The organism is Dialister sp. i34-0019-2H8, from assembly GCF_042846925.1.
Taxonomy (GTDB): domain Bacteria; phylum Bacillota; class Negativicutes; order Veillonellales; family Dialisteraceae; genus Dialister.
In genome coordinates this window covers 2,094,171-2,112,438 of the sequence record NZ_BAABYQ010000001.1, presented here as the reverse complement: position 1 = coordinate 2,112,438, position 18,268 = coordinate 2,094,171, and the positions used below count along the sequence as shown (strand labels likewise).

Sequence of the window (18,268 nt, the reverse complement as noted above, 5' to 3'; positions counted from 1 at the left end):
TCATGGAAACGGAGAAAATGTCATTCGAAGAGGGGCTGCAGAGCTTGAAGAATCAGGTTGCAATGCTGGAAAAGGGAAATCTTCCGCTGGATGAGGCACTGAAGGTTTTCCGCGATGCCGTCGACGTCGGACGCTTCTGCAATAAAAAGCTGGAGATGGCAGAGACGGAAGTGCAGAAAATCGTGGAGGATGCCAATGGCTTCACGCTCGAGGATTTCGAGGAGAAATAGAGAGTCTATGGGGATACATCCTCACCCGGAGTGAGGAAAACACAAGGCTGCGATATGGGGATACCGCTTTTCTCGACACAAAGCCTTCCCCGCGTGGGGAAGGTGGCGAGCGGAGCGAGCCGGATAGGGTTCTAGCGGTATGAAAGAGAGCGGGGAGAGATCGTCTCAAGTCGACTCAAAAGGAAGCCAACCCCGCCTCGCTGCGCTCGGCAGCCCCTTCCAAGGGAAGGGGCTCGCGTGGTTATTCCCTCCTTCCTATGGAAGGAGGTGCCCCGAAGGGGCGGAGGTTGGATGGGGATGCCGTTATCCCCGAAACAACGCCTTCCCCGCGTGGGAAAGGTGGCGAACGGAGCGAGCCGGATAGCGTTCTAGCGGTATGAAAGAGAGGGGAAGACGATCGTCTCAAGTACGTCGTTTGCGAGAGCACCCTATCCACCGCTATTTCCGACACAAAGCCTTCCCCTAGGGAAGGCTGACGATACGAGGATCGCATCAGCTCATAAGGCCCTCAGGCATCGCCCCCCTATATATTCGCGGCGAAGCCGCCACCTTCATTCCTCTGCCTTATTCGAGCAGAGCTTTCATTGGTCATCCAGGGACAGCACGCCCTATGAGCGATCCCTCGAACCCATTTTCAGATATAAAGGAGAAAAATCTATGCGTATAGCTATTTCCGCGCCGATCAAGAAGGATTTCCAGAAAGAAGCCGAAGCGCTCTTTCCGGACTGCCAGCTCCTTTGGATGGAAGATCTGCCCGAAGAGGAGAGGGATAGCGCCATTCGCACCGCCGATGTCGTACTCACACACAATATCGTGGGTGACCTCACCAAAGAAGAGCAGCAGCTGCTGGGGCATCCGCGTATGGTACAGACGACGCGGACGGGCGTCGACCATCTGTCTATGGCAGCACTTCCTTCAGACATGAAGCTCTACTGCAATGCCGGCGGCTGGGCGCGCGGCATCGCAGAGTCGACGGTGGGGATGATCATCGCGCTGAACCGCTGCCTGAGAGAGCAGCTCCGTGACTTGCAGCAGGGCGAATTTCATATCCTTGGCTACCACCAGAAGAGCCTCGCCGAGCAGACCGTGCTGATCGCGGGCTTTGGCGGGATCGGGGAAGCTGTGGCTCGCGTTCTCCATCCCTTCGGCTGCCGCCTCGAAGCGGTGTCTAGGCATCAGCCGCAATCGCCCTTGCTTCAGGCGGCCTATACGATGAAGGACTTCGATCACGCGCTCGCTACGGCAGATGTGCTGGTGCTCGCACTTCCTCACTCAAAGGAGACTGACCGTCTCATCGATGCGCGCCGTTTGTTCCTGATGAAGAAGGACGCCATGATCGTTGACGTATCCCGCGCGGGTCTGATCGACCATGAGGCACTGCTCGACCATGTCAGAGATCATCCGGATTTCCACGTCGCGATGGATGTCTGGTGGGGCGAGCATGACCAGTATCCGAAAGACGGCGACCCGATCCTCCGCTATCCGAATGTGATCGGCAGCGCGCACAATGCAGAGATGAACAGCCGCTGCAATGAAGAAGCGATCCGAAATTCACTCCTCAATATCCGTGCTTTCCTCGATGGCAGGCCGGTCAAAGGCTATATCCGCAAAGAGGAATACCTCTGGCAGGGCGGTCTTGCCCTCGGCGGTGATGCGGAAGGACATTAGACAATGAATGCAGCGGATTTCCGCCGGAAAATGCATGCCGATCAAAGAGGCGCAGGATGCTCCCTGCGCCTCTTTGGCTTGCCCTCGTAAGGGCAATGCTGGTTGTGGATGATGGCACAAGGATAACACCGCTTTCCCTGCATGGGGAAGGCAAAGAGGAGGCAGCTTGGCCGTAAAAAAGGAAGCCAACCCCGCCTCGCTGCGCTCGGCAGCCCCTTCCAAGGGAAGGGGCTCGCGTGGACACTCCCTCCTTCCTATGGAAGGAGGTGGCCCGAAGGGGCGGAGGTTGGATGGGGAAGCGGTATCCCCGAAACAAAGCCTTCCCCGCGTGGGGAAGGTGGCGAGCGAAGCGAGACGGATAGGGTTCTAGCGGTATGAAAAAGAGCGGGAAAGATCGTCTCAAGTGCGCCGTTTGCGAGAGCACCCTATCCATCGCTGGCGCGGTCCCCCTTCCCCAATGGGGAAGGCAACGAAACGAGAATACCGCTTTTCTCGACACAACGCCTTTCCTGATGGGGAAGGCAAAGAGGAGGCGGCTTCGCCGCAAAAAAGGAAGCCAACCCCGCCTCGCTGCGCTCGGCTGCCCTTTCCAAGGGAAGGGGCTAGCATGGACACTCCCTCCTTCCAGAGGAAGGGGGGGGAGAATGCCGCCTCACAGACTTCCCACGAAGAAGGCTTACGATACGAGAATGCCGTTTTCCCCATATTGTCATTTCGAGCGAAAGCGAGAAATCTTTTTCGTTTGCGGTCAGGCAAAGGATGTGAGGATAGCGGCGAGCGGGAAGCACCGTGCTTCCAGCGAATCGGAAGGACGGTGTTTCATGCAGACAGCATTACGAAAGAAAACGGAAACGGGAAACGAAAAAGATCCCTCGGCTGCGCTCGGGATGACGAAACGAGGAAACGCCTCTTTCCATTCCTTTTCAACCTGCTGCGAAAGCCAACCCCCGCCTCGCTGCGCTCGGCAGTCCCTTCCAAGGAAAGGGGCTCGCGAGGTCATTCCTGCACTTGTCAACAAAAATTGGACACGAAACTAAAAAAATTAGGCATAAAAATTGAATACTTGTACAAGATACAGTGAATCTTCCAACATCGTCTCGGGAACCGCCAGACACTTTATGCCAACTACAACTTGAATAAGTTCAGCATTTAGAAATATGGCGTTCTCGGTACTGCTTCGGCGTCAAGTAGCCCAATGTATAGGCTGGCCTATATTCGTTAAAGAAATGGATGTAATCATCCACCTCTTCCGCGATGGACTTCTCTCCGGTCACGTGCAAGTCCATGAACATCTCGGCCTTAATCCATCCATTGACAGATTCCATTGCAGCGTTATCTGTCGGCGTTCCGGCACGTGACATCGACCGGGTAATGCCGTACATGGGCAGCAGGTCGTTGTAGGCCTTAGATGCGTAGACAGATCCCTGGTCCGTGTGCAGGATCATTTGGTGTTCTGGATGTTGCTCCTTCCATGCAATCAGATCTCTCAGCCCACTGATATAGGTCATGCGGTCGCCACGCTTTGCCGAAAGGGAATAGATGACAATCTCATTGTTCCAGAGATCCGTGTAAAGAGTCAGTTCGTAGTAGGCGCCCTTCACATAAAACGCTGTCATATCGCTCACGATGCACTGCATCGGCCCGTCAATCTGCATCTCTGACAGGAGCAGATTTGGGAATATCCGTGCCGGATCTCCAGCCTTCTTGTAGCGGTAATGCTTGGACTTGCTCTTGATTCCCGCAATCTTGCAACACTTATGAGCATAGGGGTCAGACAGGACAATGTTTTTGTCTAGGCGTATCTTGGCATTCAGCCAGCGGTAACCATGCGACGGATACTTCGAGTGGTATTCTTGAAACAGCCTGACATTGCTTGCAAGGTTCTTCTCTCTTTCCGAAGGATGGGAGAGATGCTTCTTCCATGCGTAGAAACTGCTCCGCTGGATGCCCATTGCTTTACATAGGATCTTTACTGGGATTTCTCCTGACAGCTCCATAATCACTTGGTAGTCTTGCTGGCGTATAGAATTACCGTACCATCTCCCTTCACCTCGTATCCTTTTTTTAACCTTGCTTCTGTGATCCTGGCCTTGATCAGCTCCTGGATCAATTCCTCCTTTGTCATAGATTTCAGTTCATCCAGCTCTACCGGCTCTTTCTTGAAAGAGAGTGCGCCGATGGATCTCTGACCGTGTTTGGGCGGCAGCCGATTGACATCCCGATACATTCTCATGTAATTCCGTGCGGTCTGCTCACTAATGCCATATTCTTCCGCGGCTTCATACCGACTTATTTCGCTGTAGTAAATTCGTCGACCGATGTCCAATCTTTGTTCTTTCGTGTACTTCATGGCAAACCTCCTGTCCAGTAAGGGGGACACTCTGTCCAGCGCTTATTTTGCACTGCCTATGCAGTGTACACTGTATGTCTAAAGATTACCCCCTCTGTGTCCAATTTTAGTTTACCACTTCATTCCCTCCTTCCTATGGAAGGAGGTGCCCCGAAGGGGCGGAGGTTGGAGGGGGAAAGCGGTATTTCCGTATCACAGCCTTCCCCGCGGGAGACGGGGCGCGGTATCCATTTCTCATTCACAAATTTCCATCTATCCATGATATAATAAAGTGTATTATGGAGGAATTATATATGAACGAAGCTACACAGAAAAATACAGCTCTCACTCTGCCGCTCGCAGCAATGAGAGATATTGCTATTTATCCGAAAATGACGGTCAGTGTCGACATTGGCCGTGATGCATCCGTCGCTGCCGTACGTCTTGCGATGCGCCGTGACCGCTACCTTGTCTGCGTGATGCAGAAGGATGGGAAGAAAGAAGACATCGACCTTTCGAACCTGTACGAATACGGCACGGTGGTGAAAGTGAACCAGATGCTTCAGCTGCCCGGCGGACTCGTTCGCATTCTGGTGGAAGGCGTCTCCCGTGTGCATGTAGTGCATGCGGAGATGAAAGAGACCTGCATCTCTGCAGAAGTAGACGATGCAGAGGAATACACCGAAGATCCCCTCAAGGCCGAGGCGTATCGGCGTCTGCTCATCAAGAATTTCTTTGAATGGATGAGAAATACAGGCAAGGGGATGCAGGAAGACCAGATGAACCAGCTGAAACAGATCGATGATCCCGGAGAGACCGCTGATTTCATCTCCTCGCAGCTCCTGCTTGCACCGAAGAAGCGGCAAGAAATCTTAGAGACATTAGGCGTCATCGAACGACTGAAGATCGTCAGCGAGTGCGTGGATCGTGAAGTCGCCATCGGCGAGCTGGAAAGCGACATCAATCAGGAAGTCAGAAAGCGGATGGACAAGGAGCAGCAGGACTATTTCCTGCGCACGAAAGTGAAGACCATCCAAGACCGCTTGGGCGACACCGTAAGTCAGCAGAAGGAAGCGGAAGAATACCGTGAGAAGCTGAAAGCCTCTGCCATCCCCGAAGAAGAGAAGGGAAAGCTCGAGAAGGAGATCGACCACCTCGCCGCGATGCCGCCGATGATGGCGGAGACTGCCGTAGCCAGGAACTATCTGGACTGGGTCTTTGACCTGCCATGGGGCAAGGAAAGCGAAGACATCCTCGACCTTTCGCATGCGAAGGAGATTCTTGACGAAGACCATTACGGCCTGACCAAGATCAAAGAGCGCATCCTCGAATACCTCGCCGTCCGTGTACTCGCTCCCGATGCCAAAGCACCGATCATCTGCTTTGTAGGGCCGCCAGGTGTTGGCAAGACATCACTCGCACAGTCCATCGCACGCTCCATGGGCAGGAAATTTGCCCGCATCGCCTTAGGCGGCGTCCATGATGAAGCGGAAATCCGCGGACATCGCCGCACCTACATCGCAGCGATGCCCGGACGATTCATCGAAGCCATCAACCAGGCACAGACGAAGAATCCACTCATTCTCCTCGACGAGATCGACAAAGTCTCCTCTGACTTCCGCGGTGACCCTGCCTCGGCCCTCTTAGAAGCTCTCGATCCAGAGCAGAACAAAGCCTTCCACGACAACTACATCGACATTCCTTTCGACTTCTCGAAAGTCTTCTTCCTTGCGACAGCGAACTCCGTCGCCACCATTCCACCGGCTCTCTTAGACCGCATGGAACTCATCGAGCTCTCCGGCTACACCGAAGAAGAAAAGCTGGAAATCGCAAAGAAATACCTCGTACCCCGCCAGAGAGAAAGAAACGGCCTCAAAGCGAAAGACATCAATTTCACTCCGGCCCTTCTCCGCCGCGTCATCCGGAGCTACACCAGAGAAGCCGGCGTCCGCAATCTGGAACGCACCATCGGCGCTCTCTGCCGCAAAGTTGGTAAAAAAATCGTTCTTGCCGATGACAGCCTGCCGACACTGACCGCCAAGACCATAGAAAAATATCTTGGCCCCGTGAAATACATGCCCATGTCCGAAGAACACAGCGATATGGTCGGCCGCGTGAACGGTCTTGCATGGACCGCCGTCGGCGGCGAAGTCCTCGACACCGAAGCCGTCACCATCAAAGGCAAGGGTCACCTCATCTTGACCGGACAGCTCGGTGACGTCATGAAAGAATCTGCTGAGACCGCCTATACCTACATCCGAAGCCGCGCCAAAGCACTCGGGCTCGCCGAAGACTTCTATGAGACACTCGATACACACATCCACCTTCCGGAAGGCGCCGTACCGAAAGACGGCCCATCCGCCGGTATCACCATGGCCACCGCACTCGCCAGTGCCTACACCGGACGCAAAGTCAGAGGCGATACCGCCATGACCGGAGAGATCACCCTCACCGGCGAAGTTCTCCCCATCGGCGGGCTCAAGGAGAAGGTGCTTGCTGCCAGCCAGTTCGGGATCAAGCAGATCCTCCTTCCGGAAAAGAACAAACGTGACCTCGATGAGATCCCCAAATCCGTCCGCGATCAGCTCCACTTCGTCTGCGTCAAAAACGTCGATGAAGTCCTCGAACATGCGCTGGTGAAATAGGGGCTGGGATTCCTGGACTTTTGTACGCAGCACCATCCTTACATGAAATCATAGCAACGACGAACAAAGCCTTCCCCGCGTGGGGAAGGTGGCGAGCAAAGCGAGCCGGATAGGGTTCTAGCGGGATGAAAGAGAGCGGGAAAATGCGTCTCAAGTCGACGATATACGAAAGCACCCTATCCACCGCTGACGCGGTCCCCCTTCCCCAATGGGGAAGGCTGCGATACGAGAATGCCGTTTTCCCCATATTGTCATTTCGAGCGAAAGCGAGAAATCTTTTTTGTTCGCGGTCAGGCAAAGGATGTGAGGATAGCGGCGAGCGGGAAGCACCGTGCTTCCAGCGAATCGGAAGGACGGTGTTTCATGCAGACAGCATTACGAAAGAAAACGGAAACGGGAAACGAAAAAGATCCCTCGGCTGCGCTCGGGATGACGAAACGAGGAAACGCCTCTTTCCATTCCTTTTCAACCTGCTGCGAAAGCCAACCCCGCCTCGCTGCGCTCGGTAGCCCCTTCCAAGGGAAGGGGGGAGAATGCTGCCTCACAGACTTCCCACGAAGAAGGCTTACGATACGAGAATGCTGTTTTCCCCATATTGTCATTTCGAGCGAAAGCGAGAAATCTTTTTCGTTTGCGGTCAGGCAAAGGATGTGAGGATAGCGGCGAGCGGGAAGCACCGTGCTTCCAGCGAATCGGAAGGACGGTGTTTCATGCAGACAGCATTACGAAAGAAAACGGAAACGAAAAAGATCCCTCGGCTGCGCTCGGGATGACGAAACGAGGAAACGCCTCTTTCCATTCCTTTTCAACCTGCTGCGGAAGCTAACCCCGCCTCGCTGCGCTCGGCAGCCCCTTCCAAAGGAAGAGGCTCGCGTGGATACTCCCTCCTTCCTATGGAAGGAGGTGCCCCGAAGGGGCGGAGGTTGGATGGGGAAAGCGGTATTTCCGACACAAAGCCTTCCCCGCGTGGGGAAGGTGGCGAGCGGAGCGAGCCGGATAGGGTTCTAGCGGGATGAAAAAGAGCGCAGGAGATCGTCTCAAGCAGGCGATATACGGCCCGAATACCGCTGTGCATCCCTAAGCATCCATTTTCTGAAACCAATGAGTGATTCTTAAAGGAACGCTGACTCCATCGCAGGATCGGTGCTTCCATAGAAAGGAGCTGTCCTATGGCAGAGATCAAAGACATCACCAAATTTCATATATTTTCCTCCGCCTACTTTGCCTCGGCGGTGAACCGTTCCCAGTACGTGACAGACGGCAAGAAAGAGATCGCCTTCATCGGCCGTTCGAACGTAGGCAAATCCTCTCTCATCAATTCCCTCACCGGAAGGAAGAAGCTCGCCTACGTCAGCCGCGAACCCGGCAAGACACGCACCATCAACTACTACGCCATCCAGTCTAGGCGCATAGAGAACGAAGAAGAACAGCGACAGGACTGGTACCTCGTAGACCTCCCCGGCTACGGCTTCGCAAAGACCAGCCAGGAAAACAAAGACAGCTGGTCTTCCTTCATTGACGAATATATGAAGAAATCCCCCGGCCTCATCATGATCGGTCTGCTGCTCGACCTTCGGCACCCGGGACTCCCCATCGACCTCAAAGCCTTCGACTGGCTGAAAAAAGCCGGCATCCCCATCCAGATCATCGCTACCAAGGGCGATAAACTCAGCCGCAACGACCTCAAAAAGAACCTCATGCAGATGAAGAAGCTCTTCCCCACCGCCTCCCTGCCCCTCGCCTACTCCTCGCTCACCGGAGAAGGACGCGATGCCCTGCTCGAAGTGATCGAGAGAAAGATCTGTGAGTAGGGGATGGTAACTAGTGACTAGGGATTGGGGACTAGAGATTAGTAGCTGGTATAGCGATTGGTTAACTTCTGGACTTAGTGAGAAGCGATGGAATGTCTTGGCTCCCCATCGGGGGAGCTGCCCGAAGGGCTGAGGGGGCTACGTAGCGGTATTGCATGAAAGTGTTGGAATATCGATAGCATCGGACTATTCAACATAGCACGCTATACCGCTAGTATGCCCCTATCGCCTTCGGCACTTCCCCCGAAGGGGGAAGCAAGTCGCTACGACGCTAATTCTGACTACATTTGTATGTCGATTGAAAGTCCTCTTAATTGAAATACGCAATACTAATCCCTAACCCCTAGCTACTAATAAGGAGAAACCATGAAGAAACTCATACTGACCCTGTTGCTCGCCATCGCGTGTGTGCCCGCATGGGCCGCACCATGGGATGCTCCGAATTCCTTTGAGATCGTGAAGGAAAGCTCTTGGGACTACCGGACCGCCCGCACCCTCACCGAAGAAGGGAAAGCACCCGCCTACACCACCGCCTTCTTTGACAAAACACTCACCCGCTACGAGATCGCCAGCGTCGTGAAGAACATTCTGGAATCCGTCCCTGCCAAAGACCAGACAGAAGACATGGCAAGACTCAAGAAGGAATACACCCGCGAACTTGAAGCGCAGGGCTACCGCGAAAAGAAAAAGAAAGAAGAGCGAAAGCCCATCCTGGAAATCAGCGGAGACACCCGCGTCCGCTACAAAAACGACAGCGGAAGCGACGCCCGCGCCCGCGTGAATACCACCTGGCACATCGGAAAGACCGACATTGTGGCTGGAGGCAGCGCAGAGAAAGACATGTAAAAAAGGGGCTGTGAAGAAATGAGTATTCATTTCTTCACAGCCCCTTTTTACTTTGCTTTCATTTGGTTCAGGGTTCAGGGTTCAGGGTTCAAGGTTCAAGGTTCAGGGTTCAAGGTTCAGGGTTCAGGGTTCAGGTGGCGGCTTCGCCGCCTTTTTTAGAAGATGGTATTCTCGTATCGCAGCCTTCCCCTCTAGGGCAATGCTATTAAGTTAAGGAAATCGTTAGCTACGTAACGTCTTGCTTCCCCCTTCGGGGGAAGTGCCGAAGGCAATAGGGGCATGCCAGCGGTATAGCGTACTATGTTGAATAGTCCGAGGCTATCGATATTCCAACACTTTCATGCCATACCGCTACGTAGTCCCCCTCATCTCACTTCGTTCGAAATGGCGTCTCACTGGATTTTCGCGTCGCTTCACTCCTAAAAATCCAGTTCGCTTGCACAACCCCTTCGGGGAGCCAAGAACGTTCTGCCGCTTAACTTAACAGCCTTCCCCTCTAGGGGAAGGTGCCCGAAAGGGGCGGATAGGGCGACTATGGCATGAAAGACAGCTGGGATAAGGTTCCCGGTCACTCCTATGAGAGCTGCAAGTTCCCCGCGGCAGATGGAACGCGAAAATGAGATGATCGTTATTTCACATTGCCTTTTTGATTGCCTGTTATGAGTGCACTTCCGCACACTCCGTCAAAGTGATATGAGCCTTGGCAGCGATCCGTCTGACCTCATCCTCGCTGCAGCTGGACATGGATACGATGAACGATAAAGGCATTTTGGCTTTCAACAGGCGCAAAACGAATTCATTGGCGGCATTCTGCCAGCCTTTTTTCTCGCCTCTGATCTCGCCTCTGATTTCGCCCCGCTTTTCGCCGAGTTCCATTCCTCTGCGGTATACGCCTACACTCAAGTTGCACATGGTTATTCCGCACTTTCTGTCAAAGAGATATTCGCCTTGGCAGCGATTTGTCTGACCTCATCCTCGCTGCAGTTGGACATGGATACGATGAACGATAAAGGCATTTTGGCTTTCAACAGACGCAAAACGAATTCATTGGCGGCATTCTGCCAGCCTTTTTTCTCGCCGAGTTCCATTCCTCTGCGGTATACGCCTACACTCAAATTGCACATGGTATCCACCATCCCTTCTTCTTTACTTTCCAATTCGATCTGGTACTTTTCTTCCAAGACTTTTTTCTTATAAGCAGCTGATTCATCGGATTTGAATAAATCATACAGCATGCGCAGCAGACGATTTCGTATATGGCGGCGGTCATTTCCGATATAGACCATGACGATTTGTTGCAGGTCATAATGGAGGCGCGCCTCACGGATGCTGCCGTACTCAGTGATTTCCTGCGTCACATAGCGGGTGATGCCGCTCTTTCCTTGCGGCGTATCCATACACAGCCAGATGCTGTACACCTTGCGGATTTTCTCGTAGTGTGAATGGTCAAATTCCACACCGTTCTGCGAGGAAATCAGGCGGCTGCCGTAGTAGAGTGCCCGCTTGATCATGGGATAGGATACATCGGAGCTTTGCTGCGCCTCCACATTGATGATGAGCGTCAGCGGATCGCCGCCAGGAGTGACAGCTTGGAACCGGATGTCGAATGTCGTGACACCTTCAGACACCGTTTTTTCCTCGGCGTTTTCCCCGCGGATTCGGAGACTGTTCGTCATATCTGGGTGCACCGGTACCTCAGCCACTTCAGGCGTACCGATGATGCAGTGCGTCTTGATCTCTTGCAGGTCCGTGTCTTTGAATTCCTTCACACAGTATTTGAGGATCCACGAGAGGATGCTCCTCGTCGCGATGAGTTTTTTCGCCACCGCATCATAGGCAGGGTTGCGGCCATCCAGATACGTGTCGGGCGTTGTTTCCATCATCGGCTCACCTCCCTTCCTTCCTCTCTATTTTATCATACCTTGGGAAGGTGGCGATACGAGGATGGCGCTTTTCTCGCATCGTCAAAGCGAATACGGTATACGTGGAAAAAGAATAACGACGGACAAAGCCTTCCCCAATGGGGAAGGCTACGAAACGGGGATGCCGCTTTTCTCGTATCGCCAAAGCGAATACACGTATATGTGGAGAAAAAGAATAACGACGGACAAAGCCTTCCCCGCGTGGGGAAGGTGGCGAGCGAAGCGAGCCGGATAGGGTACTAGCGGTATGAAAAAGAGCGGGAAAGATCGTCTCAAGTGCGCCGCTTGCGAGAGCACCCGAGCGCCGCTGGCGCGGTCCCCCTTCCCCAATGGGGAAGGCTTACGATACGAGAATGCCGTTTTCCCTATATTGTCATTTCGAGCGAAAGCGAGAAATCTTTTTCGTTTGCGGTCAGGCAAAGGATGTGAGGATAGCGGCGAGCTGGAAGCACCGTGCTTCCAGCGAATCGGAAGGACGGTGTTTCATGCAGACAGCATTACGAAAGAAAACGGAAACGGGAAACGAAAAAGATCCCTCGGCTGCGCTCGGGATGACGAAACGAGGAAACGCCTTTTTTCCATTCCTTTTCAACCTGCTGCGGAAGCCAACCCCGCCTCGCTGCGCTCAGCAGCCCCTTCCAAGGGAAGGGGCTTGCGTGGACACTCCCTCCTTCCTCTGGAAGGAGGGAGAATGCCGCCTCACAGACTTCCCACGAAGAAGGCTTACGATACGAGAATGCCGTTTTCCCCATATTGTCATTTCGAGCGAAAGCGAGAAATCTTTTTCGTTTGCGGTCAGGCAAAGGATGTGAGGATAGCGGCGAGCGGGAAACACCGTGCTCCCAGCGAATCGGAAGGACGATGTTTCATGCAGACAGCATTACGAAAGAAAACGGAAACGGGAAACGAAAAAGATCCCTCGGCTGCGCTCGGCAGCCCCTTCCAAGGGAAGGGGCTCGCGTGGACACTCCCTCCTTCCTATGGAAGGAGGTGCCCCGAAGGGGCGGAGGTTGGATGGGGAAAGCGGTGTGAAAAAGAGCGGGGGAGATCGTCTCAAGTGCGCCGCTTGCGAGAGCACCCGAGCGCCGCTGACGCGGTCCCCATTCCCCAATGGGGAAGGCAACGATACGAGAATGCCGCTTTCCCCGCATTGTCATTTCGAGCGAAAGCGAGAAATCTTTTTCGTTCGCGGTCAGGCAAAGGATGTGAGGATAGCGGCGAGCGGGAAGCACCGTGCTTCCAGCGAATCGGAAGGACGGTGTTTCATGCAGACAGCATTACGAAAGAAAACGGAAACGGGAAACGAAAAAGATCCCTCGGCTGCGCTCGGGATGACGAAACGAGGAAGCGCCTCTTTCCATTCCTTTTCAACCTGCTGCGGAAGCCAACCCCGCCTCGCTGCGCTCGGCAGCCCCTTCCAAGGGAAGGGGCTCGTGTGGACACTCCCTCCTTCCTATGGAAGGAGGTGCCCCGAAGGGGCGGAGGTTGGATGGGAATGTCGCTATCCCATGCTGTGATCCCTAATCCCTAATCCCTAGCTACCAGTCCCCAGTCCCCAGTCACTAGTCACTAAAATGACCACTTTTGCAGAATTTCGACCACTTTTGCAGTGAAAGGCACCGCAGGGGACAGATTTCCCGTATTCTGAGGGCATAGAAAACTCCGACATCCGGCACGGAGAAAATGTTCATTGCTTTTCGCAAAGGGGGAAATCATCATGAACAACATCTACAAAGTCATCTGGTCCAAGGCAAAAAATTGCTATGTGGTAGCATCTGAAATCGCTCGCTCTCACACGAAGTCGGCTACAGGCTCGGAAAAAATTGGGGGGTGACTAGACGTTCCCTTCTCGCGTCTCTCATGGCGCTTTCTCTTCTCTGCGGAGGATTGGGCGCAGCGAGTGCGGCAAATAGCACTGTGCATGTGGATGAGTCTGCGTCTGGTGCCGCTGAGGTATATACCAAGACGGGAGTGGATACACTGCTGGGTGGCAAAGCGGATAAAACTGCTGTAGAAGAAATTAAAAATACCGTGGGTGGCGTAGATAGTGGACTGGTAAAAAAGACAGATGATAATGCAACTAGGATTGAGGTAAATAAGACGAATATCAGTGCATTGAAAGACGCTGTGGGCGATGATACAAAAGGATTAACTAAAAAAATTAATGATAATACAGCTGCGGTTACAACATTGGAAGGACGCGTAGGGGGCGTAGAGGGGAAAGTAACAGCTCTTGAAACCACGGTTGGTGATGCTTCCAGCGGATTGGTGAAGGACGTAGCTGACCTGAGGAATCAGGGGAATACTCTGAATACCGCGCTTGGAAATAAAGCAGATCAGAGTGATTTGGATGCAGCCAATGAGAAAATCAGCGCGAATGAAGGAAAAATCACAAATCTTGAGACCAAAACAGGCAATCTGTCTACTGATGGTAAGTCCTTAACTGGTATGGATGCCGTAAGTGGTACCACCGTCAGCGGGGATACTGTCAACGCAGGAAGTCTGAATGTTACTGGGGAAATTAGCAATGGGAATGGTGTGACTACTACCCTCGAAAAAATCAATGCATCTATGGAAAAGACCAACAAAAATGCTGATAAGGTTGCAGATTTGGAAAAGAAAACCTCAAAAATTGATTACGATGCAGCAAATGATAAAACTACCATTAATGGGGTAGGTATCAGCAATACACAAGTTGATATGGGTGGAAAAGATATTACTAATGCTAGAGCTTTAACTGCGACAGGCAAAGTAACTGGTGATGGAGTAGATGCAGGAACGGGAGCCATTACAGGTGGCAGTCTGACAGTAACCGGGAAAGTGACTGGTAATGGAGTGGATGCAGGAGCTGGAGACATTACAACAACCGGCAATGTCAAAGGAGGCACTCTGGAGACAACTGGAAATGCAACTATTGGTGGAGCTTTGAGCGCGACAGGCAAAGTAACCGGCAATGGAGTAGATGCAGGAACGGGAGCCATTACAGGTGGCAGTCTGACAGTAACTGGGAAAGTAACTGGCAATGGAGTGGACGCAGGAGCTGGAGACATCACAACAACCGGCAATGTCAAAGGAGGCACTCTGGAGACAACTGGAAATGCAACTATTGGTGGAGCTTTGAGTGCGACAGGCAAAGTAACCGGCAATGGAGTAGATGCAGGAACGGGCGATATCACAGGTGGGAGTTTGACGGTAACCGGGAAAGTAACTGGCAATGGAGTGGACGCAGGAGCTGGAGACATCACAACAACCGGCAATGTCAAAGGAGGCACTCTGGAGACAACTGGAAATGCAACTATTGGTGGAGCTTTGAGCGCGACAGGCAAAGTAACCGGCAATGGAGTAGATGCAGGAACGGGCGATATCACAGGTGGGAGTTTGACGGTAACCGGGAAAGTAACTGGCAATGGAGTGGACGCAGGAGCTGGAGACATCACAACAACCGGCAATGTCAAAGGAGGCACACTGGAAACAACGGGTGATGCAACGATTGGTCGCAATTTGGATGTCAAAGGTACCTTAAATACCAAAGATGTGACTGCTGAAACCATTCATATTTCTAAATCGGAAAACAATCCTGACTACAAATCGGAAGGTTCGATTATTGGTGAAGGTGGTAAGCTCTCTGTTTCTAATGAAAAATTCGATAAGAGAACCAATATCACGGAAAAGAGTGAGCTGAATGTCAATGAAAAGGGTACAGTAAACTGGGCTACTTCTACAGACGCAACTGGGAATAAGACAGAAGGTCACTCAGAAGTGACAGCGGACAATATCAAGAATTTCGTAAAGAAGACCGAAGGTGGCAAAACATTTGGGTATGAAGAAAATATCACAGCGGATGGCAAAGTAGGAACTGTGACTGACAAAGAGGGGAATACCTCTTCTACTCGCCAGGATAGCAAAGGCATCTATGGTTACGCGAAGGACAAAGACGGTAACAAGAGCTATACCAAGCAGGAAGGGAATCGTATCGCAGAATCTGTGATTGGTCAGGACGGTAAGGAAACGAAGTCTGAAATGACCTCTACGGATATCACCAATACGGCGAAAGACGGCACTATCACCAATACTGCGAAAAATGTGACCAATGAAGGTACCGAATCGGTGACCAATAAGGTGGGTAATAATGAAGTGAAAGTTTCCCAAAACGGTGTAGATATCAAGGCAGAGGCTGGTAAAAAAATCACAGAATCTGTAGGTACTGCTTCTCGTGTTGTGGAAAATGACAAGATCACAGACAAAGCTGCTGATTCTACCGTTACCACTGAAAATGGCAAAGGGACTACATTTGGTAAAGAAGGAAGCACAGGCACAACGAACATTTACGGAGATTCTATCAAGACAGGTACAATCAACGCAAAAGATACGACCACAGATAAACTGACGGCTGGTGCAGCTGCTGACGCAGACGGTGGACGGCTGACTGTAGATGCTAGGGATGGTGTCAAAGGGTCTTACAAGTCTGGTGAATACACTTCGAGAAGCTATATCTTGGCTAATACCCTGAAGAGTGGGGTGGATAATGGCAAGGAACCGACAGAGGATGGTTTTGTGGGTTCTCGTACCGACCATTACATGGATGGAAATAAGGCCAAACTGGATGAGACAGTGAAAGATGCTGATGGCAGCAATGTGACCAATAAGACATCGACTGGTACTGTTACAACAATCACTGATGGTACTACTACTACGAAAACCGAGCAGGGGGTAAAGGATATCACCAATACGGCGACAGATGGAACTATCAAGAATGATGCAAAGGTGATCACGAACAAGGCTTCGGAAGTCATCAACAATGAAGCTGTCAACATCAACAACACGGCAACGGGCATCATCACTTCCAAGGCATCTGAGATCAAGAACCAGGCAGACAAGCTGATCTCCAATAAAGTCGGCGAGAACACTTGGGAGAATATGGAAAATGGGAAGATCACTACATCCATCAAGGACGGGGCAAAGCAGAATCTGACCCAGTCGGATGCGGCGGGCACCACGCAGTCTACTGTCGATGGTGGTAAATCGACAGTAACGATCCAGAATGCAGATGGACTTGTGGATGCAGTGTCTGACGGGACAAATACCAGCGTACAGAACCAGACTGCATCTGCGATCGCAGCTGCTGTAAAGGATGGGGCAGGCAATGAAAATGCTTCTGTTGCAAATGCTACCACCTCGGCGAATACCATCAAGAGTGGTTCCAAAGTAAATACCGTGATTTCTACAGCAGACGGCACCAGCTTCATCAATAGCGAAGCAGCGGCGCCTGTCGGCGATGGCACGGAGGTGAAAACCACCATCAAGGGCAATACCATCACCACTGGTAAGGTCACCATGGACTATGCGGAAGTGATGAAAGACCTCGGCGTCCGCGGTAATGCGAATATCACCGGCAAGACCACCACGGGTTCGCTCGAAGTCACCGGCACCTCGACCCTCAAAGGCGACGTGACCATGGAAAGCAATGCGACTGTGAAGAAAGATCTCACCGTCGAAGGCAACACAAACCTGAAGAATACCAAGGTTGATGGAACACTCGATGTTACGCAGAAAGCAACCTTCGGTGACTCTGTCAGCATCGCGAAAGACCTCTCCGTCGACGGCAATGCGACCATCAAAGGCGATGTGACGGCGAAATCCTACAAAGTGGGAGACAAGACCTACATCAGTGCAGCTGGCATCAATGCGAATGACCAGAAGATCACGAATGTGGCTGATGGCAGCATTTCCGAGGGCAGCAAAGATGCAGTGAATGGCGGACAGCTCTACACCGTGAAGAATGATCTCGAAGGCAAGGTCAATAAGGTCGGTGCGAATGCAGCCGCTATGGCGAACCTGCATCCGATGGAATTCGATCCGGACTCCAAGTGGAACATCGCCGCTGCGATCGGCAACTACGGCAGCGAGACCGCAGCAGCACTCGGCGCCTTCTACCGCCCGAACGATGATGTGATGGTGAACCTCTCCACCGCATTCGGCACCGGTGAGAACATGGTAGGCGGCGGCGTATCCGTTCGCCTTGGCAAGGGCGGCAATAAGCTCTCCCGTGAGGAAAACAATGCGCTGAAGGATCAGGTGAATGACCTCACCGCCCGCATGGACGCTCTCCTCTCCGTCCTGAATCCGAATATGTCGAAGGATTTCCCGGATGTACCGGAAAACCACTGGGCGTATGAAGCTGTTTCCCGCCTCGCGGGCAATGACATCGTCCAGGGCTACCCAGACGGCGAATTCCACGGCGAACGCACCATGACCCGCTATGAAATGGCAGAGATCATCTACAATGCACTCTCTCGCGGCGCAGAAGCTGAAAGAAAACTGGTAGAAGAATTCAAGCCGGAACTGCAGGCGATGGCTGCTTCTGAAAAATCCACAGCAGAAAAAGCTGAAGGCTAAGGCAAGCGGAAACAGGTACAGAAGGTCAAGTGAGATCACGAGCTCCGGCTGATGTAGCTGGCCGGAGCACCCTCTCACTATGAACCTTCCGCAGAAGGGCAGAGCCCTGCATCTATATCGTTGTCAACAGGGGTCCCCTTTAACTTCTGCTGGATGTCGTGAATCGCCCCTGTTGAAATATATAAGCCGCCCTGCGGCGCTATGCAAGTAGCGCCGCAGGGCGGCTTTATTGTGCGTATGGGAATGCTATTCCGAGGGGGGAAGGCTACGAAACGGGGATACCGCTTTTCTCGCATTGTCAGAGCGAATACACGCATATGTGGAAAAAGAATACCGACGGACAAAGCCTTCCCCGCGTGGGGAAGGCTAAGAGGAGGCGGCTTCGCCGCCCCAAAAGGAAGCCAACCCCGCCTCGCTGCGC

Annotated in this window: 11 protein-coding genes; 7 read left to right on the top strand and 4 right to left on the bottom strand. The window is 52.6% G+C overall.

The window, feature by feature from the left end:
* Window positions 1-2 precede the first annotated feature (2 nt).
* The gene (xseB, locus tag ACGG9R_RS09135) at window positions 3-230 is read left to right on the top strand and encodes an exodeoxyribonuclease VII small subunit (RefSeq protein WP_390154232.1); all 228 of its coding nucleotides are present in this window, start codon (window positions 3-5) and stop codon (window positions 228-230) included.
* A 657-nt stretch (window positions 231-887) separates the two neighbouring features.
* Window positions 888-1,898, top strand: a complete 1,011-nt coding sequence (locus tag ACGG9R_RS09130) for an NAD(P)-dependent oxidoreductase (protein WP_390154229.1) — start codon at window positions 888-890, stop codon at window positions 1,896-1,898.
* 1,142 nt (window positions 1,899-3,040) lie between these two features.
* On the opposite strand, the gene ACGG9R_RS09125 is transcribed toward ACGG9R_RS09130, so the two are convergent.
* On the bottom strand, window positions 3,041-3,895 hold the full coding sequence (locus ACGG9R_RS09125) for an IS3 family transposase (protein ID WP_390154226.1): 855 nt from the start codon (window positions 3,893-3,895) through the stop codon (window positions 3,041-3,043).
* Window positions 3,896-3,897: 2 nt separating this feature from the next.
* Window positions 3,898-4,248 carry a hypothetical protein gene (locus tag ACGG9R_RS09120; protein ID WP_287835597.1) on the bottom strand — a complete coding sequence of 117 codons (351 nt, stop codon included), beginning with the start codon at window positions 4,246-4,248 and terminating at the stop codon, window positions 3,898-3,900.
* Between the two features lie 293 nt (window positions 4,249-4,541).
* Between ACGG9R_RS09120 and lon the strand changes: the two genes are divergently transcribed.
* From lon to ACGG9R_RS09105, 3 genes are all read left to right on the top strand, one after another.
* Window positions 4,542-6,872, top strand: a complete 2,331-nt coding sequence (lon, locus tag ACGG9R_RS09115; protein WP_390154223.1) for an endopeptidase La — start codon at window positions 4,542-4,544, stop codon at window positions 6,870-6,872.
* Between the two features lie 1,169 nt (window positions 6,873-8,041).
* Window positions 8,042-8,683, top strand: coding sequence for a ribosome biogenesis GTP-binding protein YihA/YsxC (gene yihA, locus ACGG9R_RS09110; RefSeq protein ID WP_390154220.1), 642 nt, complete (start codon window positions 8,042-8,044; stop codon window positions 8,681-8,683).
* 366 nt (window positions 8,684-9,049) lie between these two features.
* Window positions 9,050-9,529 carry a hypothetical protein gene (locus tag ACGG9R_RS09105; protein ID WP_390154218.1) on the top strand — a complete coding sequence of 160 codons (480 nt, stop codon included), beginning with the start codon at window positions 9,050-9,052 and terminating at the stop codon, window positions 9,527-9,529.
* Between the two features lie 657 nt (window positions 9,530-10,186).
* Here the strand turns inward: ACGG9R_RS09105 and ACGG9R_RS09100 are convergent.
* A complete protein-coding gene (locus ACGG9R_RS09100) occupies window positions 10,187-10,432 on the bottom strand; it encodes a hypothetical protein (RefSeq protein ID WP_390154215.1) in 246 nt (81 codons plus the stop codon).
* An 11-nt stretch (window positions 10,433-10,443) separates the two neighbouring features.
* A complete protein-coding gene (locus ACGG9R_RS09095; RefSeq protein WP_390154212.1) occupies window positions 10,444-11,412 on the bottom strand; it encodes a hypothetical protein in 969 nt (322 codons plus the stop codon).
* Window positions 11,413-13,168: 1,756 nt separating this feature from the next.
* On the opposite strand from ACGG9R_RS09095, the gene ACGG9R_RS09090 reads away from it, so the two are divergent.
* The gene (locus tag ACGG9R_RS09090) at window positions 13,169-13,285 is read left to right on the top strand and encodes an ESPR domain-containing protein (RefSeq protein WP_390154209.1); all 117 of its coding nucleotides are present in this window, start codon (window positions 13,169-13,171) and stop codon (window positions 13,283-13,285) included.
* Window positions 13,282-17,847 carry an S-layer homology domain-containing protein gene (locus ACGG9R_RS09085; protein ID WP_390154206.1) on the top strand — a complete coding sequence of 1,522 codons (4,566 nt, stop codon included), beginning with the start codon at window positions 13,282-13,284 and terminating at the stop codon, window positions 17,845-17,847. The genes ACGG9R_RS09090 and ACGG9R_RS09085 overlap by 4 nt, the downstream gene beginning before the upstream one ends.
* Window positions 17,848-18,268 lie beyond the last annotated feature (421 nt).